This is a genomic window from Neopusillimonas aromaticivorans, assembly GCF_030344915.1.
In the GTDB taxonomy this organism is placed as follows: domain Bacteria; phylum Pseudomonadota; class Gammaproteobacteria; order Burkholderiales; family Burkholderiaceae_B; genus Neopusillimonas; species Neopusillimonas aromaticivorans.
Window position 1 is genome coordinate 2629747 of the sequence record NZ_CP128233.1, and the last position, 20985, is coordinate 2650731.

The 20985-nt window shown below is 57.4% G+C and carries 11 protein-coding genes and 5 pseudogenes; 9 read left to right on the forward strand and 7 right to left on the reverse strand.

Going from position 1 to position 20985, the window contains the following annotated elements; genetic code table 11:
- Positions 1 to 93 precede the first annotated feature (93 nt).
- A pseudogene (gene uca, locus N7E01_RS19540) lies at positions 94 to 3707 on the forward strand (urea carboxylase).
- Between the two features lie 226 nt (positions 3708 to 3933).
- Here uca and N7E01_RS14510 read toward each other — a convergent pair.
- Positions 3934 to 5605 (reverse strand): annotated as a pseudogene (locus N7E01_RS14510) (FMN-binding glutamate synthase family protein).
- Between the two features lie 283 nt (positions 5606 to 5888).
- Between N7E01_RS14510 and N7E01_RS14515 the strand changes: the two are divergent.
- Positions 5889 to 7253, forward strand: a pseudogene (locus tag N7E01_RS14515) (IS5 family transposase); the annotation flags it as partial.
- A 218-nt stretch (positions 7254 to 7471) separates the two neighbouring features.
- Complete coding sequence (locus tag N7E01_RS14520) at positions 7472 to 7987, forward strand: GNAT family N-acetyltransferase (RefSeq protein ID WP_289173386.1); 516 nt, start codon at positions 7472 to 7474, stop codon at positions 7985 to 7987.
- Positions 7988 to 8014: 27 nt separating this feature from the next.
- On the opposite strand, the gene N7E01_RS14525 is transcribed toward N7E01_RS14520, so the two are convergent.
- The 3 genes and pseudogenes from N7E01_RS14525 to N7E01_RS14535 all read right to left on the reverse strand — a co-directional run.
- Positions 8015 to 8476: a 16S rRNA pseudouridine(516) synthase gene (locus tag N7E01_RS14525; protein WP_289173387.1), complete on the reverse strand. Its 462-nt coding sequence runs from the start codon at positions 8474 to 8476 to the stop codon at positions 8015 to 8017.
- Positions 8473 to 8754, reverse strand: a complete 282-nt coding sequence (locus N7E01_RS14530; RefSeq protein ID WP_289173388.1) for a S4 domain-containing protein — start codon at positions 8752 to 8754, stop codon at positions 8473 to 8475. Before N7E01_RS14530 ends, N7E01_RS14525 begins: the two co-directional genes overlap by 4 nt.
- A 59-nt stretch (positions 8755 to 8813) precedes the next feature.
- Positions 8814 to 9592, reverse strand: a pseudogene (locus N7E01_RS14535) (class I SAM-dependent methyltransferase); the annotation flags it as partial.
- Positions 9593 to 9643: 51 nt separating this feature from the next.
- Here N7E01_RS14535 and N7E01_RS14540 point away from each other — a divergent pair.
- The 3 genes from N7E01_RS14540 to N7E01_RS14550 all read left to right on the forward strand — a co-directional run bounded on the left by N7E01_RS14540 (position 9644) and on the right by N7E01_RS14550 (position 13031).
- A protein-coding gene (locus N7E01_RS14540; RefSeq protein ID WP_434089523.1) for an IS3 family transposase occupies positions 9644 to 10757 on the forward strand; the annotation gives its coding sequence in 2 pieces (ribosomal slippage) (positions 9644 to 9897 and positions 9896 to 10757; 1116 coding nt in all).
- 370 nt (positions 10758 to 11127) lie between these two features.
- A complete protein-coding gene (locus tag N7E01_RS14545; protein ID WP_289173390.1) occupies positions 11128 to 11496 on the forward strand; it encodes an MCP four helix bundle domain-containing protein in 369 nt (122 codons plus the stop codon).
- The gene (locus tag N7E01_RS14550) at positions 11469 to 13031 is read left to right on the forward strand and encodes a methyl-accepting chemotaxis protein (RefSeq protein ID WP_289173391.1); all 1563 of its coding nucleotides are present in this window, start codon (positions 11469 to 11471) and stop codon (positions 13029 to 13031) included. The genes N7E01_RS14545 and N7E01_RS14550 overlap by 28 nt, the downstream gene beginning before the upstream one ends.
- A gap of 73 nt (positions 13032 to 13104) precedes the next feature.
- On the opposite strand, the pseudogene N7E01_RS14555 reads toward N7E01_RS14550, so the two are convergent.
- Positions 13105 to 15398: pseudogene (locus N7E01_RS14555) on the reverse strand (xanthine dehydrogenase family protein molybdopterin-binding subunit).
- 2 nt (positions 15399 to 15400) lie between these two features.
- Positions 15401 to 15868 carry a (2Fe-2S)-binding protein gene (locus tag N7E01_RS14560; protein WP_289173392.1) on the reverse strand — a complete coding sequence of 156 codons (468 nt, stop codon included), beginning with the start codon at positions 15866 to 15868 and terminating at the stop codon, positions 15401 to 15403.
- Between the two features lie 324 nt (positions 15869 to 16192).
- On the opposite strand from N7E01_RS14560, the gene N7E01_RS14565 reads away from it, so the two are divergent.
- From N7E01_RS14565 to N7E01_RS14575, 3 genes are all read left to right on the forward strand, one after another.
- The gene (locus N7E01_RS14565) at positions 16193 to 18028 is read left to right on the forward strand and encodes an ABC transporter ATP-binding protein (RefSeq protein WP_289173393.1); all 1836 of its coding nucleotides are present in this window, start codon (positions 16193 to 16195) and stop codon (positions 18026 to 18028) included.
- A gap of 195 nt (positions 18029 to 18223) precedes the next feature.
- A complete protein-coding gene (locus N7E01_RS14570; RefSeq protein ID WP_289173394.1) occupies positions 18224 to 18523 on the forward strand; it encodes a hypothetical protein in 300 nt (99 codons plus the stop codon).
- A 316-nt stretch (positions 18524 to 18839) separates the two neighbouring features.
- Complete coding sequence (locus N7E01_RS14575) at positions 18840 to 19160, forward strand: hypothetical protein (protein WP_289173395.1); 321 nt, start codon at positions 18840 to 18842, stop codon at positions 19158 to 19160.
- Positions 19161 to 19204: 44 nt separating this feature from the next.
- On the opposite strand, the gene N7E01_RS14580 is transcribed toward N7E01_RS14575, so the two are convergent.
- Positions 19205 to 20293 carry a sensor domain-containing diguanylate cyclase gene (locus tag N7E01_RS14580; RefSeq protein WP_289173396.1) on the reverse strand — a complete coding sequence of 363 codons (1089 nt, stop codon included), beginning with the start codon at positions 20291 to 20293 and terminating at the stop codon, positions 19205 to 19207.
- Positions 20294 to 20985: the final 692 nt, after the last annotated feature.

The following is a 20985-nucleotide window of genomic DNA, read 5'->3' on the forward strand; positions in this document are numbered from 1 at the left end:
AAACCTGCCTGATGCCTGAACAAAGGCCCGTCGTGCCAGAGCAGGGTCAAGGCCCATACAGAAAACAAATCTATTTCAGCTTGGGAGCCGCTTATGTTTCATACCGTTTTGATTGCAAACCGGGGCGAAATTGCCGTCCGTGCCATTCGAACCCTGAAAAAACTGTGCATTCGCAGTGTGGCGGTGTACGCCGATGCCGACCGGAACTCACAGCATGTCGAGTTGGCCGATACAGCCATCGCTTTGGGGGTGACCGTCCGGCCGATACCTATCTGAATATCGAAAAGATCATCACGGCCTGCCGCGAAACCGGGGCTCAGGCGGTGTTCCCCGGTTATGGTTTTTTGTCAGAGAGTACGGCGTTTTGCCAGGCCTGCGAGGATCAGGGCATTGTCTTTATCGGCCCAACCGCAGCGCAAATTACGGCGTTTGGACTGAAACACCGTGCCCGCGAGCTGGCGGCCGCGGCCGGTGTTCCCATGACGCCGGGAACAGGCTTGCTGACCAGCCTTGATGAAGCCTTGCATGCTGCCGAAAGCATTGCCTACCCGGTCATGCTTAAAACCACGGCCGGCGGTGGCGGTATTGGCCTGACGCGTTGCAATACACCGCAAGATCTGGTGCGTGCCTATGCCAGCGTGCAGCGGTTGGGCGAGACGTTTTTCAGTGACGGCGGGGTATTTCTTGAACGTTTTGTCGATCGCGCCCGTCATGTGGAAGTACAGATTTTTGGTGATGGCCGAGGTCGGGTGGTGGCGTTGGGCGAGCGAGATTGTTCAATTCAGCGGCGCAACCAGAAGCTGGTTGAAGAAACCCCCGCGCCGTGCCTGCCGCAGGCTACGCGGCAGGCCTTGCATGAAGCCGCAGTAATGCTGGGTGAATCGGTCAATTACCGCAGTGCCGGTACCGTCGAATTCATCTATGACCCGGCCCGCGACGCATTTTATTTTCTGGAAGTGAACACACGGTTGCAGGTTGAACATCCGGTGACCGAAGCGGTTACCGGGCTGGATCTGGTCGAATGCATGCTGCGGGTAGCGGCAGCCGAGCCACTGGATTGGGCGGCTCTGACCCAGGCCCCGCGTGGGGTTGCCATTGAAGTGCGGCTGTATGCCGAAGACCCCTCAAACAGTTCCAGCCTTCGCCGGGCACGTTGACCGATGTGTATTTTCCGGATGCGGTACGAGTGGATGGCTGGGTGGCGACCGGTACCGAGGTCACGTCGTTTTACGACCCGATGCTGGCCAAACTGATTGTTCACGGGCCTACTCGCGCGCAAGCCATTGGTGCCATGCAGGCGGCATTGGCACAAACCCGGCTGCATGGCATTGCCACCAATCTGGATTACCTGCGCCAGGTTATTGCCACGCCGCAGTTCGGTGAGTGCCAGTTCAGCACCCGGTTTCTGGACGATTTTGTTTACCAGCCGAGTGTGTTCGAGGTTATCGAGGCGGGAACCGCCACCAGCGTGCAAGACTACCCCGGGCGCGAAGGGTACTGGGACATTGGGGTGCCGCCGTCGGGCCCGATGGACGATTTTGCGTTTCGCATTGCCAACCGCCTGGTGGGCAACCACGCCAGTGCGGCCGGGCTTGAAACCACGCTGAACGGGCCAACGTTGAAGTTTCATACCGATGCGGTGGTGGCGCTGACCGGGGCCAGTACCCCGGTCACGCTGGATGGCGACGAGTGCCCGATGTGGAGTGCGTTTGACGTGAAAGCCGGGCAGGTGCTCAGGTTCGGCAAGGTCTTGTCGGGGTGTCGCACGTATATGGCCGTACGCAATGGTATTGATGTGCCGCAATACCTGGGCAGTCGTTCTACGTTTGCACTGGGGCAGTTTGGCGGGCACGCAGGCCGGTTGCTGCGGGCCGGCGACATGCTGGCAATATCACGCCCTGAATTGCCGGCGTGCACCACACCGGCCCCGGTAGGCCCCCGGTTGTGCTGGAGCCGCAACTGGTGCCCACCTATGGCAGCCGCTGGCATATCGGTGTGCTGTATGGTCCGCATGGCGCACCCGACTTTCTTGATCCGTCGGCGATCGAGATGTTTTTCAGCACCGACTGGCAGGTGCACTACAACTCGAACCGGTTGGGCATCCGGCTGGTTGGTCCCAAGCCGGTGTGGGCGCGTACCGATGGTGGCGAGGCCGGGTTGCACCCGTCCAATGTGCATGACTGTGAATACGCCATTGGCAGCATCAATTTTTCGGGCGATACGCCCATTATTCTGACCCGGGATGGCCCCAGTCTGGGCGGGTTTGTGTGTCCGGTAACCATCGCCAAGGCCGAGTTGTGGAAGGTCGGCCAGGTCAAGCCCGGCGATACGATCCGTTTCCACCCGCTGACCTATGATCAAGCGGTGATTTTGCAGTTGCGTCAGAACGAGGCCATTGACACGTTGCGCGCGCCTGCAGAGGGTATCGCCAGTGTACCGGTGGCGCAACCGGCCGCCTTGATAACGCCCGTGGTGGCGCGCCAGCCTGCTCAGGCACATCATCCGCTGATCACCTATCGACAGGCGGGTGACAGCTATTTGCTGCTGGAATATGGCGATACCGTACTGGATATTGCTGTGCGACTGCGCATTCATGTGTTGATGGACGCATTGAAAGCGGACCCGATTGACGGGGTGCATGAATTGTCACCGGGGTGCGCTCGCTGCAGGTGCGTTACGACAGCTTGCGTATTCGCCAGGCCGATCTGGTCGATCGACTGCTGGCTCTGGAGTCGCGGCTTCCCGATGTGACGACGGTGCAGGTATCGACGCGGGTTGTTCATTTGCCGGTGGCCTGGGAAGACAGCGCAACGCTGGCGGCGGTTCAGCGCTATCAGGAAACGGTCAAGTCCAGCGCGCCATGGTTACCCAACAATGTGGACTTCATCCAGCGCATCAATGGCCTGGAAACGCGTGACGAGGTGCGTCGCATTTTCTTTGACACCCGTTATCTGGTCATGGGGCTGGGTGATGTGTATCTGGGGGCGCCGTGTGCTGTGCCGCTGGACCCGCGCCATCGCTTGCTGACGTCGAAGTACAACCCGGCCCGTACGTTTACCGCCGAGGGCACGGTGGGTATTGGTGGCGTTTACATGTGCATTTATGGCATGGATTCGCCAGGCGGCTACCAGCTGGTGGGACGCACGGTACCGATCTGGAACAAATTTCTGAAGAACCCGGTGTTCCATCAGGGCCAGCCCTGGTTGCTGCGCTTTTTTGATCAGGTCCGGTTTTATCCGGTCAGCGAGGCCGAGCTTGCGCGGTTTCGTGACGATTTTCGGGAAGGGCGTGCCGTGGTACGGATCGAGGAAGAAGTGTTTGATTACGCTGTCTATCAACAGTTTTTGCAGGATAACGCTGACAGCATTGCACAGTTTCGCAGCCGTCAGGCACAGGCGTTTGAACAGGAAGTGGCGCGGTGGCAGGTCGATGACGTGGTGGACCAGCCCGCCCCCGTGGCCGATGTGCCTGAAATCGCCCTGGCACGTGGCCAGCAGCTCGTAGAGGCCGATTTGTCGGGCAACATCTGGAAGGTGCTGGTTGAGCCGGGGCAGGCGGTAGCACAGGGCGACACCCTGTTGATTGTGGAGGCGATGAAAATGGAGGTTCACATTACCGCGCCCCAGGCCGGGCGGGTTGAACGTATTGTGTGCGTATCGGGCCGACCAGTGAATGCGGGCGACCCGCTGCTGGTGCTGGCGGCATAAGCCAAAATAAAGGCCCCGCCTTTTGGCGGGGCCTGGCTACCATTCCGGTAGCGTCACCTGACCTGAGCAGGTGAATTGTGAGGCCGCTTTTAGAGGCGGCCTGGCTGCCCCTGAGGGCAGTGAGTTCACTTTACTGCGGTAGCGGGTCTTATGGAATAAGGGTTTATACGTATTCGCAACATCGCCAGAACCATCTGTTCAAGCATCCGCAGCATGCCAGCAGGTGTCAACCGGCCTGCGTCGCCTCTGGTGCCTCGCTAACAACCGCATGCCCAGACAGCGCCGCACTCAGGCTATAGGAGGGCTCGAATGAATCGGCCCGTGCCATGGGCCAGGCTACCCGGAAAATGGTTTGACGGAACTTGCCTTGCAGGATTTCACCCGGCTCCAGGTCGGGGAACAGGGCCGACAGCACCCGCACCTCGTCAGAGGAAATGCGCCGTGCAATGTGATGGGGGCGCAATTGGTCAGGGTGTTGCAACCCGGCGGCGCCCAGTAGTTCAGCCAGGGCGCGCAGAGTATTTTCGTGGAAATTGGCAACGCGTACCGATTTGTCGCTGACCACCAGCGCTTTCTGGCGTTTCGGGTCTTGCGTGGCGACCCCGGTCGGGCACGCACCCGTGTGACAGGCCTGGGCCTGAATACAGCCCACCGCAAACATGAAGCCGCGCGCGCTGTTGCACCAGTCGGCACCCAGCGCCATGATGCGGGTCATATCGAAGGCACTGATGATGCGCCCGGATGCCCCAAGCTTGATCTTGTCGCGCAGCCCGATACCCACCAGGGTGTTGTGGACCAGACGCAAGCCTTCGCGCAGCGGCGTGCCCACGTGGTCAATGAATTCAATCGGGGCCGCCCTGTACCGCCTTCGGCGCCGTCCACCACAATGAAGTCAGGGGTGATGCCGGTTTCCAGCATGGCTTTGGCGATGCCGAACCATTCCCAGGGTGACCGATACACAGTTTGAACCCCACCGGTTTGCCGCCCGACAGTTCGCGCAATTTAGCCACAAATTGCAGCAGTTCAATGGGTGTACTGAAGGCGCTGTGCCGGTTGGGTGAGTCACAGTCTTGACCGACCGGCACGCCGCGGGCGCGGGCGATTTCAGGGGTGACCTTGCTGCCGGGCAGAATGCCGCCGTGGCCGGGCTTGGCCCCTTGCGACAACTTGATTTCGATCATTTTGACGTTATCGTGCGCGGCGCGTTTGGCGAATTCGTCGGGCGAAAAGGTGCCGTCGGCGTTGCGGCAACCAAAGTACCCTGAACCGATGTTCCAGATCAGGTCGCCACCGTGTTCAAGATGGTACAGGCTGATACCGCCTTCGCCGGTATCGTGCGCGAAGCCACCCAGGTGAGCACCTTTGTTCAGTGCGCTGATGGCGTTGGCCGACAAGGCGCCAAAACTCATGGCTGAAATGTTGAACACCGAAAGGCTGTAGGGCTGGCGGCAGCCGGGCCCGCCGACCGTGATGCGAAAATTGTGCTCTTTCAGCGTGATCGGGCTCATCGAATGGTTGATCCATTCATAGTTGTTGCCGTATACGTCATACTGGGTGCCGAAGGGGCGTTTGTCGATGACGTTTTTGGCGCGCTGGTACACCAATGACCGCTTGGCGCGTGAAAACGGCAATTCGTTCTTGTCGTCTTCAATGAAGTACTGGCGTATTTCCGGGCGAATCGATTCAAAGAAATAGCGCAGGTTGCCAATGACCGGATAGTTGCGCCGGATGGCATGGCGGGTTTGGGTCAGGTCGTAAACGCCCAGCACCGTCAGGCCCAGGCAAACAACGGCGGCCACAAGCCAGGCGCTGTGGTGGCCAAGGCCAAGGGCGGCAAAGACAACAGTGCCGGCAATGACGGCGTAAAACGCGGTATGACGGGTTAATAGTTCTGGCATGAGGGCTCCGTGGGCGGACAGGGCGGTTGGCGGTTAGAACATGGCGCTGTCAGCATGTTTAATTGCATCAGGAACCTTACCAGACCTGTGTGCCAAACGTACAGGGCCTGTGTCATTGTCAGTCTCCCGGTCAGGCCTGTATCGTTGGCACGACTATTGTTAATTCGTCGGCCCTGAACAATCCCCGTAACCCGCATAAACATTGAAGATTGGGGCAATTTCCGATACCCGGAACTCCCGGTTTGTTGTCCAATAGAGGCTATTTTCTGGGAGTTTTATTTCGATGTTTGCCTGCCCTGCCACCGATGATTTTTTCCGTTCTCGCATTGATCAGATGATTGACCTTCGTCATCCGTTGGCGGTGTTGTCCTCGCGCATGCCATGGCAAGAACTTGAGGCACGGGTGGCCCATCTGTTTGTTCGTAAAGCCCACACGGGGGTCGCGATGCCGGACCTGGATTTGTTTGGCGAGAAGCCGCAGCGTCAGTCTTCGCGCAGCAACGCGGGTCGCCCACGTGTGCCGCTTCGGATCATGATTTCGCTGCTGTATCTGAAGCATGCGTTCAACGAATCGGATGAGGGCGTGGTTGAGCGTTGGGGTGAAACCCCAACATGGCAGTTCTTTGCGGGTCAGGCGTATTTCGAACACCACCGTCCCTGCGACGCCACCACGCTGGTCAAGTTTCGCAAGCTGTTGGGCGAAGAAGGGGTTGAAGAGTTGCTGGCACAGACCATCAACGTGGCCGTCGAACTCAAGCTGATCAAGCCCCAGGAGTTGAGCCGCGTGATTGTGGACAGCACCGTGCAGGAGAAGGCAATTGCACATCCCACGGACAGCCGCCTGTTAGAGACCGCGCGGATCAAACTGGTGGATGCCGCCAAAGCGGTGGGCATTTCGCTCAAGCAAACCTTTGCCAAAGAAGGTGCACAACTGAGCCGCCAGGCGGGCCGTTATGCCCATGCCCGCCAGTTCAAACGCATGCGCCGGGCCATTAAACGTCAACGAACCATTGTGGGTCGCTTGTCGCGTGAGATGGATCGCAAGGCCAATGTGCTCGGTCAGGCGGTACGCGCCGCCCTGGATCAGGTCTTGAACAAGGCAAATCGTATCGCGGCCCAAAGCGCTCAGCGCAAGAGCGTCAAAGGCCAGCCCAAGCTGTACGCCTGGCACGCCCCGGAAGTCGACTGCATCAGCAAGGGTAAAGCGCGTCGGCCCTATGAGTTCGGTGTAAAGGTCGGGATTGCCAGCACGTTCAAGGGCAATTTGATCGTAGGCGCACGGGCGTTTCATCGTAATCCGTACGATGGGCATACGCTCAATGAGCAGCTTGAACAGGCCACGATTCTGATGCAAGACTGTGCGCCGGCACCCGACACGGTCTTTGTAGACCTGGGTTACCGGGGCGTGGATGCCGATAATCCGCAGATGCGCATTGTGCATCGGGGCAAACCCAAAAGGCTGACGGCGTTGGAACGAAAGCAACTGAAACGCCGTCAGGCCATTGAACCGATCATCGGTCATTTGAAAGCGGATCACCGGATGGATCGCTGCCACCTTAAGGGTGAAGACGGCGACAAGTTGCATGCCGTGTTGTGTGCGGCGGGTTACAACATCAAATGGTTGTTGCGCATGATTGCCAAGAAGGGGTAGCCTTCTTGCATGCGTTTTTTGCGCCTGAAAAAAGGCAGCCTTCAGAACGCATTTTTGACGATATTGGCGTGGTTGGGGAATACCGACCGCTCAAATCGCCAGAGCAGTGTCATGAAACGTGCGCTGGTGACGGCATGACGCGGCGTGTTGAGCGGTCGTTTTCGGCCAAAATGAATAAATCAGGTTGGACTAATTCGTTTCACGAGGCTGAATGCATGAAAAATTTTCCTCCCTATTCGCGCCAGATCCAGCAGCGTCGCCGCACGGTGCTGTTCATGTTGTCACGTGCGCGGCCTGACGAACGGGTGGTTCGCATTGGCTCTTGGGCGGCCTTCCGGGCGCAGGCCCAGCCCATACGGTTTCAGGTGTTTGTGCAAGAGCAACAGGTGCCGCCCAAACTGGAACTGGACGAATTTGACGCGATATCGGCTCACGCGCTGGCGCTTGATCCGGCCGGCAAGCCGGTCGGTACCGGGCGTTTGCTACCTGATGGCCATATTGGCCGGGTGGCGGTGTTGCCGCCATGGCGTAACGCCGGCATTGGCGCGCGCATTATGCGTGCCTTGCTGAACGAGGCAAGGCGGCAAGGGTTGTCAACCGTTGAGCTTTCGGCCCAGTGCCATGCACGACGGTTTTATGAGAACCTGGGGTTCACGGCCGTGGGAAGTGTCTATATGGAAGCGGGGATTGAGCACATTGTCATGCGAATGGATGTGTCTGCCGCGACGTAGCCTGCACGTCGTCGCCGGCGTTACCGTTCATTCATCCCCCGCCCGGGCCAGCGCGTTTACTTCTTCTGTCGTTAAAAACCGTGATTCACCCGGTGCCAGGTCGTTATCCAGTGTCAGTGGCCCGATGCGTTCGCGGTGCAGTTGTTCAACATGGTTACCCAGGGCGGCAAACATGCGGCGCACCTGATGGTATTTGCCTTCCTGGATAGTCAATCGGGCCAGGGTGGGTGATACGCGCTCAACGGTGGCCGGCAGGGTGGGGCGGTCTTCGCCATCCAGCACAATGCCTTCGGCAAACCGGGCCTCTGCTTCTTCGCACAGCGGCGCGGCCAGGGTCGCCAAATACACCTTGTCGCAGCGGTGTTTGGGTGAAATGATGCGGTGTGTCCATTGGCCATCATCCGTAATCAGTATCAGCCCGGTGGTTTCAACATCCAGCCGCCCAACGGTATGCAGGCGGTCGCGTTTTTCAATGTCGATCAGGTTCATGACCGAGGGTGCTGGCTGTTTTTCAGGCTGCACTCATAACCGGCCGGCTTGTTCAGCATGATATAGCGCAGCCCGACCAGTTCAAGCGGCTCGCCGTCCCAGGCCACGACATCGCCGTCATTGACAATGAACGTGCCTTTTTCGACCACCTCGCCGTTTACGGTAATTTCACCCGCCGATAAGACTTTGCGGGCCTGCGAACGCGAGAGGTCGGTGCTTTCAGCCAGGAATTTGTCAAGGCGCATAGTTGTTTTGGCTGTGGTCAGTTTTTGTTGCATGATTCGAAATTCAGCATGGGTCATGCGAGAGCCCGCATTTTAGACGTAACGTGACACACTCATTCAATGAAGAACCGTTCGCGCAAATCATCCAGCCCCAACTCTTCAATCAGTTGACTCAGGCGCTCGGCCGGTTTGCGACGCGGCTGATTGGTATAACTGGCGATGATCAGTTCATTTTTCATGGAATGTTCCCAGCCGACCAGCTCGGTCACGGTCACCTGGTAGCCGTGGGCCTGCAGTTGAAGACAGCGCAGCACATTGGTGACCTGACTGCCGAACTCACGGGTGTGCAGGGGTGGCGCCACAGTTCGGCCAGTGCTCCGGCGCCCAGCGATTCGGCCTTGTGCTTGCGAAGCACGCTGGCCACTTCAGCCTGACAACAGGGTACCAGCACAATGTGCCGTGACTTCCGGTTCAGGGCAAACCGGATGGCGTCATCGGTAGCGGTGTTGCAGGCGTGCAGGGCGGTAACCACATCAATGCGTTCAGGCAACAGCGGCGACGTTATGGAGTCAGCCACTGATAAATTCAGGAACGACATGTGGTCGAAACCCGCACGTTGTGCCAGTTCGGTGGCACGCTGAACCAGATCTTCGCGGGTTTCAATGCTGTAAACATGTGAAGTGTCGTGCAGATGCTTGAAATAAAGATCGTACAGAATGAAGCCCAGGTAAGACTTGCCTGCACCATGATCGACCAGATGAATGTCGGGGTGGTGCTGTTTGACATCATCAAGCAGCGGTTTGATGAAGTTGAACAGGTGATACACCTGCTTCAGTTTGCGTCGGCTGTCCTGGTTCATTTTGCCGTCGCGGGTCAGGAGGTAATCCTCCCGTTAAACCGCAGTGATCAAAGGTAGAATTTCCACTACAAGGGAATTCACACAATGAAGCAATCGCGATTTACCGACAGCCAGATTATGGCGATCCTCAAGCAAGCTGAAGCGGGTACGCCCGTGCCGCAATTGTGTCGTGAGCATGGCATGAGCAGCGCTTCGTTTTATAAGTGGCGCGCCAAATACGGCGGCATGGACACCTCGATGATGGCTCGTCTGAAGGAGCTTGAGGCCGAAAACCGGCAGCTCAAGAAGATGTATGCCGAAGAGCGTTTGAAGGCTGAAATGGTGCAGGAGGCGCTGAGAAAAAGTGGTAGCGCCATCTCGACGCAAGGAGATGGCGCAAAACGCCGTTAAGCACTTTAAATCCAGTATCCGCCTGGCCTGCCAGGCGTTTGGCATCAGCGAGAGCGCCTACCATTATCAGGCCAAACACAACGACGAAAACGAGGTCATTGCCGACTGGCTGATACGGTTGACAACGGCCCAGCGCAACTGGGGCTTTGGCTTATGTTTCCTGTATTTGCGCAACATTAAAGGCTACCCATGGAACCACAAAAGGGTGTACCGCATCTATCGTGAACTGGAACTGAATTTACGCATTAAGCCCAAGAAGCGACTGGTGCGCGAGCGACCAGATCCGCTGGGCACAGCGACGGATATCAATCAAGTCTGGTCCATTGATTTTATGCACGACCAACTAACCGATGGGCGTGGGATTCGGTTGCTGAACGTCGTTGATGACTTTAACCGCGAGGGCCTTGGAATCGAGGTGGATTTTTCCCTGCCGGCAGAGCGCGTAACACGGGCCCTGGATCAGATCATTGAGTGGCGCGGTAAACCCGCCTGTATACGTTGCGACAACGGCCCTGAATACATCGGCAAAACCATGCTTCAATGGGCTGCCAGGCAACGTATTACGCTAATCCATACCCAACCCGGCAATCCGCAGCAAAACGCCTACGTCGAGCGTTATAACCGCACGGTGCGTTATGATTGGCTGGCCCAAAACCTGTTTAGCAGTCTGGACGAAGTTCAACTCGGTGCCACCGCTTGGCTCTGGACTTACAACAATGAAAGGCCAAACATGGCACTGGGCGGCATTACCCCACGACAGAAATTAGCCAGTAAATATTTAAACAATTCTACTGCTGCTTACTGTTAAAAATGGGGGATTACCAGGATATGCAGGGCTTTGAGCAGTTCAACCGACTGGTCGGGGCGAATTTCGTAGGACGTGGCCATGGGATAAGGGCGATTTTTGGTAACCCTGCATTTTAGCGGGTGTTGATACAGCCGGATTTTTTGCACCAATAGGGCTCATCTTCAGTGATCTGGATGTTTTCGGGGTTTGTCCCTAAAAACAGCCTCTTCGACCATTTTCGAAAATATTGTTACCCAATGGAAATATAATGGGTGCCTTATCTAGCCTTCTGGCCCGGAAGGGGCCGTGCAATCGGGCAGGCTTTTGCGGCTGCACCCTGATGACGTGGGTCGTTACGTGTACCTCTTTCAAACTTTAGTTGGAGCGTTTAATGAAGTGGTTCAATAACCTTAAGGTTGGCAGCAAGCTGATCGGGGGCTTTCTGGTCGTTGCCTTTATTGGTGGTGTCATTGGTGTTCAGGGTATTCTCAAAACCAGCCAAATGAGTGATCTGGCCACGGAAATGTACCAAACCGAAGCGATGGGTATTCGCCACGTTGCCGAGGTCAACATCGACATGCTGAACAGCAGTAATGCCCTGCGGGGCGCGATGATGGCGTTTGATGATGCCGAGCGTGATCGTGAGCTGTACAACGTTGACCGGTACCTTGCCGAAGTTTTTCCGAGCTGGATCTGGCTAAAACCAAGTTCTATTCCGAGCAAGGCCGTGCCATGGTCAGCCAGACTTACGATGCGCTGAAAGCCTATGAGGCGTCTGCGAAACGGGTGGGTCAAGAGTTGAAATCCGGTGACCTTATTGCACACCGTAATGCCACCGAGATCATGAACGAAGAGTTGCGGCCATTGACGGCGCGCGCGACCGAACTCATTTCCGAGGTGCTTGACCGTAAAACGGCCAATGCAGCGATGATTAGTGCGGAAAGTGACGCAGTCTTCAAACAAGCTCGTTTACTGCTTATTTTGCTGACTGTCGGCGGTGTGCTGGTCGGCATCATCATCGGTGTCTTGCTGACGCGCAGCCTGACAGCCGCCCTGGGCGGTGAGCCGGGCGATGCCGCGAAAGCCGCCGGTGCGATTGCCGCTGGTGATCTCAGCGCCAATATCGACGCCTCTCGTGCCAAGCCTGGCAGCATCATCTATGCCATGAAGCAAATGCAATCGTCGTTGCGTGAGGTGGTCGGTTCGGTACGTAACGCGACAGAAAGCATTTCGACCGGTGCTCACCAGATCGCGGTGGGCAATACCGATTTGTCGCAGCGTACGGAAGAGCAGGCGGCCAGCCTGCAGGAAACGGCGGCTTCCATGGAGCAGTTGTCCAGCACCGTCAAGTCCAACTCCGACAGTGCCAAGCGCGTTACCCAGATGGCCATGTCGGCCAGCAGCGTTGCCGGTCGCGGTGGCGAAGTGGTGGGTCAGGTCGTTGACATGATGAACGACATCAACCAGTCGTCACGCAAGATTTCCGACATTATCGGGGTGATCGACGGTATTGCCTTCCAGACCAATATTCTGGCCCTGAATGCGGCGGTTGAAGCCGCCCGAGCCGGTGAGCAAGGCCGTGGTTTTGCGGTTGTCGCTGGCGAGGTGCGTAGCCTGGCCCAGCGCAGCGCCGATGCGGCAAAAGAAATCAAAGTGCTGATCAGTGAAAGCGTGTCGCGGGTCGATGCCGGTAGTCAATTGGTCAGCGATGCAGGTACCACCATGGCTGACATCGTCACGCAGGTCAACAGCGTTACCGACCTGATCAAAGAAATTGATCGTGCTACTGACGAACAAGCCGCTGGTTTGTCGCAGGTCAATGTGGCCGTCAGCCAGCTTGACGAGGTTACCCAGCAAAATGCCGCTCTGGTTGAAGAGTCTGCGGCGGCGGCGGCCAGCTTGAACGACCAGGTTCAAGAGCTGGTTCGGGCAATTTCGGTTTTCAAGGTGGATGATCACATGACCATCGACGGCGTGGCCACGCTGCGCCCCGATGTTCCCGCACGGGCGGCCTTGCCCAAGCGTAAAGCCCCTGCGGTAGCCGCACCGGCTTCTGCACCGCGTGTGGCAGCACCGACGACTGCGTCAAAGAACTCGTCAGAAAGTGCCTCGGCATCGTCTGCGCAGGCAGGCTCAAAGGCATCGGGTCATGCCGCACCGCGGGCCTCCAGAACAGAACCCGCACTGAAGCGTCCTGCGTTGTCGTCGGCACCCTCGTCAGGCCTGAAGTCAGGTGCCAAACCCGCGCCTAAGCGGCCTGTGGAAGACAAAGAAGATGACTGGGAAACCTTCTGATCGCGTGAGTGTGCATGCATAAAAAGCCGGGTTCTGTGCCAAGCAGAACCCGGTTTTTTTGACTTGCTGGTCGTCAGGCCTTGCTTGATCGCCGTACCGGCAGGCTTCGTACCCGCTCCCCTGTAGCCGCGAAAATTGCGTTGCACAGAGCCGGGGCAATCGGCGGAACCGGTGGTTCTCCCACTCCGCCGGGTGGCACATCAATGGCATTATTCACCAGGTGGGTACGAATAACCGGCGGTGCGGCACCATGACGCAGCACTTCGTAATCATGGAAATTGCCTTGCTTGACCCGGCCGTTTTCAAAGGTGATTTCGCTGTTCAGTGCCAGCGCCAGCCCCATGATGGCGCCGCCCTCAAGCTGGGCGCGGATGCGTTCCGGGTTGATTTGCGGGCCGCAATCAATGGCTGTATCGACCGCCAGCACATGCACGTCACCCTTGTCATTGACATGAACTTCAATGACGGCGGCGGCATAGCTCATGAAGCTGTAGCAGAATGCCAACCCCAGGCCATGGCCATCGGGTAGTTGGCGGCCCCAGCCGGCACCCGTGGCCGCCGCTTCAATGACGTCGCGCAGACGCCCGGTGTCGTAAGGGTAGCGTTCGGGGGATTCAGTGTAGTTCCAGGTGTCGGCCAGGGTATCGGGGTTGATCTTGCGAGGTGGCCCGATCAGGTCAAGGGCAAACTGTTTCGGGTCTTTGCCCGCCTTGTGGGCCAGTTCGTCAATGAAGCACTGGGCGGCAAAGGCATGAGGAATGTTGGCTACCGAACGGAACCAGCCGATACGGGCATGTGCGGGGACTGCAGCCGTTTCGATGCGCACATTCGGAATCGGGTAGGGCATGTTGATGGCCGACATGGCCGACTCAAATAACTGCTGACCTTGCGCACCTTGACTGAACAGCGAGGCAATGGTGGGTGCTGCCGAACGGTGCAACCAGGACTGTACCGTGCCTTTTTCGTCCAGTACGGCTTCCAGGTGTTCGACCGAAACCGTATGCAGGTAGCCATGTCGAATGTCGTCTTCGCGTGACCACATCACCTTGACCGGGGTGCCGGTCGGCATGGCTTTTGCAATGATGGCTGCTTCGTCGACATAATCGGGCTTTGACTTGCGGCCAAACCCGCCACCCAGCAACAGCACATTCACCTTGACGTTTTCCGGCTTGAGGCCCAGGCGTTTGGCCACGATGTTTTGCGCCAGTGGCGGGTTCTGAACGGAGGTCCAGACTTCGGCGCCGCCCTCGGTAATGCGTACCGTGGCCGATGGGGTTTCCATCGGGGCGTGCGCCAGATGGGGATGTAGTATTCGGCGCTGACGCGGTTTGCTTCCGGAGCCTTGGCAAAGATCTGCACGGCATCACCCTGGCTGCGCATGACCTTGCCCGCTTTGCGTGCAGCCGATTCCAGGGTCTGCCGATAGGTGCCTGAGTCGTAGCCGGCGTTGGGGCCATCGTCCCATTCAAGCTCCAGTACCTCGCGCCCTTGCATGGCGGCCCATGTATTGCGACCGACCACGGCTATGCCGCCCAGCGGCTGAAAGGCCGGGGCACCCGTGAACGCGGGAATTTCAACAACCTTCAAGACGCCGGGAAGCTTCAAGGCGGCGTCGGTGTTGAAGTGTTTGAGCGTTCCACCCACGACGGGCGGGCGTGCCACGACGGCATACACCATGCCCGGCAAATGCGCGTCAATGCCATACAGGGCCCGGCCTTTACCGATGTTGTCCAGATCAACCAGCCGGACGATGTCTTTACCGATGTAGCGGAACTGCCCGGGCGATTTCAGTGTCAGCGCGGCAGTATCGGGTACGGGTAGTTTCGCGGCATCGGCGGCCAGCTCACCAAAGGGCAGGGTGCGGCCGGACGGGATATGGCGCACCGCATGCAATTCGGCAGTTACCTCAGCGACAGGGACCGACCAGCGCGCGGCCGCAGCGGTTTCCAGCATATGGCGCGCGGCTGCGCCGACGCGCCGCATGGGGGCCAGGAAGTGACGCATGCTGCGCGAGCCGTCCACGTTCTGGTTACCGTATCGGGCTTCGTTGGCATCGGACTGGATCACTTTCACGCGCTGCCAGTCGGCTTCCATTTCGTCGGCCACGACCATGGGCAGGCTGGTGCGCACGCCGGTGCCCATTTCGGCGCGGTGGGCGATGATGGTGACCATACCGCTGGTGTCGATTGAAACAAAAGCCAACGGGTCATCCACTGTCCCGCCCGACATGCTGTCGGCGCCGAATTTTTGATCGGCCGGGTTAGCGCGGGCGTGGCGAATCAGGCCGTTGGCCCCGACGGCCAGCGTCAGCGTGGCGATGCCGGCTTGCAGGAAACGGCGTCGCGACAGTTTTTCAATGGTTGTCATAATTACGCCCCTTTGGCCAGTGTGTCAGCAGCTTGCCGGATGGCCTTGTGAATGCGCGGATAGGTGCCGCAACGGCAGATGTTGGCATTCATGGCTGAACGGATCTCGTCGTCGGACGGAGCAGGGGTCGTTTTCAGCAGGCTGACGGCTGACATGATCTGGCCGGCCTGGCAATAACCGCATTGGGCGACGTTGTTTTCCACCCAGGCCTGTTGCACGATAGTACCGACCGGGTCGGTTTCCAGCCTTTCAATCGTGGCTACGTTGCGGCCTGCGGCATAGGCCATCGGCGTAACGCACGTACGTACCGGCTGGCCATCGACAAACGCCGTACAGGCACCGCAAAGGGCCAGACCACAGCCGTACTTGGTGCCGGTCAGGCCCAGTTCGTCACGCAAGACCCATAGAAGCGGGGTGTCATCAGGGACATCGATGTCTTTGGTTTGTCCGTTGATCTGCAGTTGTGTCATGGGAAAGTCCTGTTCTGGATGGCAAAGCCGTTCAAAAACATACTACGGCTTGAAAAATAATGCTGTTTATTCTGCTGCAAAAACAAATGACGTGTAGGGGTCCATTTGGCGGACCATTACATTTGGTGACGATTGGTCGGGGCAGCGTCACGAATGGTTATAAAAAATAATGGTTAAAAAGTCGCGGTGAATGAATCTTATGACAGCAGATGAGCATCCCGGTTCCCGTGGCAGTATCCTTGTGGGTTATTCACGTTGTTGTGGTCTTGTCTGTCGTTGTGATCGCACCTGTTTTTGTGGCCTTGCCCGTTTCCGGAGTTTCCCTTGTTTCAACGATTCGAGCGTCTGCTTGACCCTTTTCCAGCCCATGATTCGCCGCTGCCGCCTCAACGCCTGACGGCATTTCTGTGGTCGTGTACCCGCGGCGCGCGTGGTTATATCGCTGCTTTGGCGCTGTTCAGTGCCAGTGTGTCCATTTATGAGGCCTGGCTGTTTGCCTTTCTGGGGCAAGTGGTTGACTTGTTGTCAGTCTGGCAGGTTGGCGAACCGGCGCCTGAACAGGTTCGACGTGTCTTGTGGGGTATTGCTGTCGTGGTGCTGGCCAGTGTGGGCATGGTGGCCATGCGGACATTGCTTCAGCATCAGGCGTTGGCCATCAACCTGCCGTTGCGGCTGCGCTGGAATTTCCATCGCTTGATGTTGCGTCAAAGTCTGGCTTTTTTCTCCGATGAATTCGCCGGACGGGTCACGACCAAAGTCATGCAGACGGCGCTGGCCGTGCGCGACGTATTGCTGACATTTTCCGAAATTGTGCTGGGTATCGGTGTGTATGTATTTACCATCATTGCCTTGGCGGGCAGTTTCGACCTTCGACTGATGCTGCCTTTCGTGGGTTGGGCGCTGCTGTATGGGCTGGCGATGGCGTACTTTGTGCCTCGTCTGGGCAAGGTGGGCCAAGAGCAGGCGCATGCCCGTTCGTCGATGACCGGTCGCGTCACCGACGCGTACGCCAACATTACGACGGTAAAACTGTTTTCCCATACTCGTCGCGAAGCGCAGTTTGCCCGTGCTGCGATGGAGGATTTTAAAGACACGGGCTATCGGCAGATGCGTCTGGTCAGCCAGTTTGAAATCGTCAATCAGACGCTGGTGGCGCTGTTGATCCTGGCGGCCGGCGGTTATGCCGTGTGGCTCTGGCATGGAGGTGCCGTGGGTGTCGGGGCCGTCGCGGCTATTTCCGCCATGGCCTTGCGGGTCAGCGGGATGTCGCATTGGATCATGTGGCAGATGGCCACGCTGTTCGAAAACATCGGTACGGTTCAAGACGGCATCGCCACGCTGTCGCGGGCACCAAAAGTGCAAGACATCCCCGATGCCCCCGCCTTGCAGGTTTCGCAGGGCGAAGTCCGGTTTGACCGGGTTTCGTTCAATTACAACGGCGAGCGACAGGTGTTCGACGGCTTGAACCTTACCGTACGGCCCGGTGAGCGTATCGGCCTGATTGGCCGCTCGGGGGCCGGGAAGTCAACCCTGATCAACCTGTTGCTGCGGTTTTACGATATTGACGGCGGCCGCATTCTGATTGACGGTCAGGATATTTCGCAGGTGTCGCAAGACAGCTTGCGCGGTGCCATTGGCATGGTGACCCAGGATACCTCACTGCTGCATCGTTCCATTCGTGACAACATCGCCTACGGTCGTCCCGATGCTTCTGATGATGAAATACGCGCTGCCGCATGCCGGGCCCAGGCCGCCGGCTTTATCGAGCATCTGGCCGATGCCAGTGGTAACCGGGGGTACGATACCCTGGTGGGCGAGCGCGGTATCAAGTTGTCAGGCGGTCAGCGCCAGCGAATCGCCATTGCGCGTGTGATGCTCAAGAACGCACCCATTTTGTTGCTGGACGAAGCCACCAGTGCCCTGGATTCGGAAGTTGAAGCCGCCATTCAGGAAAGCCTGAACGAGATCATGCAAGGCAAGACGGTTATCGCCATTGCCCACCGGTTGTCCACCATTGCGGCGCTGGACCGGTTGATCGTAATGGACGGCGGGCAAATCATTGAGCAGGGCAGCCATGCCGAATTGCTGCAACGTAACGGTGTTTACGCCCGGCTATGGCGCCACCAGAGCGGCGGTTTTCTGGCGCAGGACGATGATTGAGGCCGTGTTTTTTCCGACCCTCAAGCCGTTGCGTTTTGGCTGGATGCGGGAGCGACATGTCCTGTCGTTGCGTACGGGCATGTGGTTGCCGGTGGCTGCAGGCGTTGTTGCGTGTTAATGGGGCGTGTTGTTCTGGCTTTGCCTGAGCAGTGCTTGAAGCGCGCTTTTCAGGCCCGGTGAGAACAAGGGAACCCATTGTGCAGGGGTTTGGCCCGAGGCATCGACAGCCCGAATCGTGATGAACTGGCCCTTGAACACGGTTGTGCCGCGCGCGTGTTCAGCGTAGCCCTGAAGCAACCGGTTCGCTTCGGCCTGTACCTGAAACAGTCGGGCATCAGTGCTGCCTTGCGTATCGGCATAAACATCCAGGACGCGTTGAATGTCGTCAATGAACAGTGCCAGCGCGTGGTTGCCGATGCAGTCACGGCGTTCGTAACCCCAGGGGAAGATGTCATGGTGGGCCAGAGTAAAGAGTCAGAGCAGACAGGTATTTAACCATACCTCATCGACCGCAAGCCCGATGATCGGAGCGCCTTGATTCATGGTGTTATGACGTTTTGTCATGAAACGGTCATATGCTGATCAGGGAACCTTGCTCTCTAAGGGAAAACCCGGTTATGAAAAGGTTGCACACACAGTTATCCACGGTTTTTGTGGATAACCCATTTGCGCTGAGTAGTCATCTGCACTTTATGTAACTTCAAACAGTTTGATATTTCATAAATGATTCCCACGCGCATACCGCAAAGAGGCGTTCAGATTCACGGAAATGAACTACGATCAAGCTTTGGTTCCAACAGGAATGATCAACATGGAAAAAGATGTGGAAAACTTTGCTGTCAAAGTCGCTGAAATCAATGCGGTTCTTGAAGGCCTTGAAGCCGCCAATCAGGTGGCCCTTGATGCCTTGATATTGGCCATGCTGGCTACCAATCCTCAGGTCATCGGGCCGATGCGCGGTCTGATCGCCAAGCTTGAACGCGAGGTTGCCGGCAGTGTGGCAGAAGCCGGCGAGCGTGCCGTAATCAGCTACAGCAACCGCATTGCCGACGTGTACACCCTTATCGACAAGGCGGAAAAAGCGGTTATTGACAGCACTGTCGCCGATACGTCGGAAAAGGTCAACGGTTAACCCGGTTGGGTACGGGCACGGGTCCGCATCAACGGGTGTGCGACTTATCGGGTTGGGCCCGGACCGTTATCGTGCCCCGTTGCAACAGCAATCCTCCAGGGTGAATCTGTTGTGCGTTTTGCTTTGTACATTGCTGCGTCAGCCGCAGACAGCAGAGCTTTCAGCGTGTGGAATCGATCCATGGTGACGACGCCAATACTGACACCGACCCGGCCGCAAGCCAGGTCGGCCAGTTTGTTTTCCTCGAGTGTCTGAACAATTCGCAGGGAAACCTCCCAGGCCTGTTCCATCGTGGTCGACGGTAGAACCACAAGGAATTCATCGCCGCCCCAGCGTCCGATAATGTCATTGGTTCGCAGGGTTGCGCGCATCACCGTTGAGACTTTTTTCAGTACCTGGTCGCCGCATAAATGGCCGTGCTGGTCGTTGATGGCCTTGAAGTCATTCAGGTCCAGCATCAGTACGGCACCGGGGGCCTGTGAATCAAGTGGGGCCTCCAGTTCAAATGACAGCCTGTTTTCAATGGCGCGACGGTTCAGCAAGCCGGTTAGCGGATCAATGTGCGCCTGGCGCTGAAGTTCATTTCGTGCTTCATCAAGTTCTTTGATAAGACGCCGCTGGTTCATATGATGACGTCGCAGCTCTAAAAGATGCATGACTTGTTCGCGCAGCAGCTTCAGGGCTTTTAATTGGTGCTCATCAAGCGTACGCGGTTGATAGTCGAGCACACAAAGGGTACCCAAGGCATGAGGCCCGGACTTCAGCAACGCACCCGCGTAAAAACGCAGGCTTTTTCCGGATGTATTGACCAACGGGTTGTTAGCGGTGCGTGGGTCATCAAGCGTGTCGTTGATCACCATGAGATCTTGTTCGAGAATCGCATGACGACAGATGGAAATGTCCAGCGGCGTTTCACGGACGCCCAGACCTTGTTCAGCCTTGAACCACTGTCTGGACTCATCTACAAAATTGATGACGGCAATCGGCGTGTTGCAAACCAGCGCAGCCAGTTTGATGATGTTGTCGAAAGCGGCGTCGTAACCCGTGTCGAGAATCTGGTAGTCGGTCAGCGCCTGCAGGCGTTCAGGGTCGTCGATGACGCAACCCGTTTCATGATCTGACAATGAAAGCATGGTCGTGTCCTTTTTGCTGGGTGTTGACGAAAGAGCTCGCACTGACGTTACGGCTATCCGGGAATGGTAGCATTGAAAACCAAAATTCTTGTTTCACGTGCGCTCACTCCATTCCAAGAGCAAGGGGGCTTCTGCGCTATCGTGTACAGCCCAGAAATCAACAGCATAACGGTAACGCTGCTGAAAGTTCTTCCATCCAGATGCGAAACGCCGCCTGATAACCGACCCAGGAATGTCGTGCCCAACTTGACGTACGCGTTCAGCCGCACGGTCAATTGCTGTTTCTGGGTCTGGAAGTTTTAGAAAGTATAGGCCAACACTGTACCCACAGCTCCGCCAGTTTTCGATATGTCTCAAGTATCCCAGTCCTGACAATGGGGTTTCGAAGGCGAAGTTCTCTCCCGCTCTACGCATTCGCGTGTCAGATCGCCCCACGGGCAATAGTGGCGTTCTGCGCGGCCGGTGGTCGCAATCAGGTGCTGGTAGGCTTGGTGTGCGTTGCCATCTCAAGATCTTATAGGTGCTACATCAACGGGCCTTGATCACACTGAGATAACGAAAGCCACCACCAGCGATCTGCAGACCATCACCACCATTGCGGGCACACGGTTTTGTGTGACTATCGAAGCCGTGTCTGCCTTTGAAAGGCCGATCATCGTGCGCAATGCCTCCATGCGACCGGGCTCTTTAAG

What these genes read in the sequence shown, in the direction of transcription:
- N7E01_RS14525 (WP_289173387.1), bottom strand. Translation starts at nt 8,476, where the DNA reads ATGAACCTGATCGACATTGAAAAACGCGACCGCCTGCATACCGTTGGG.
- N7E01_RS14560 (WP_289173392.1), bottom strand. Translation starts at nt 15,868, where the DNA reads ATGACACAACTGCAGATCAACGGACAAACCAAAGACATCGATGTCCCT.
- N7E01_RS14575 (WP_289173395.1), top strand. Translation starts at nt 18,840, where the DNA reads ATGGAAAAAGATGTGGAAAACTTTGCTGTCAAAGTCGCTGAAATCAAT.
- N7E01_RS14580 (WP_289173396.1), bottom strand. Translation starts at nt 20,293, where the DNA reads ATGCTTTCATTGTCAGATCATGAAACGGGTTGCGTCATCGACGACCCT.
- N7E01_RS14550 (WP_289173391.1), top strand. Translation starts at nt 11,469, where the DNA reads ATGGTCAGCCAGACTTACGATGCGCTGAAAGCCTATGAGGCGTCTGCG.
- N7E01_RS14530 (WP_289173388.1), bottom strand. Translation starts at nt 8,754, where the DNA reads ATGCAACAAAAACTGACCACAGCCAAAACAACTATGCGCCTTGACAAA.
- N7E01_RS14545 (WP_289173390.1), top strand. Translation starts at nt 11,128, where the DNA reads ATGAAGTGGTTCAATAACCTTAAGGTTGGCAGCAAGCTGATCGGGGGC.
- N7E01_RS14520 (WP_289173386.1), top strand. Translation starts at nt 7,472, where the DNA reads ATGAAAAATTTTCCTCCCTATTCGCGCCAGATCCAGCAGCGTCGCCGC.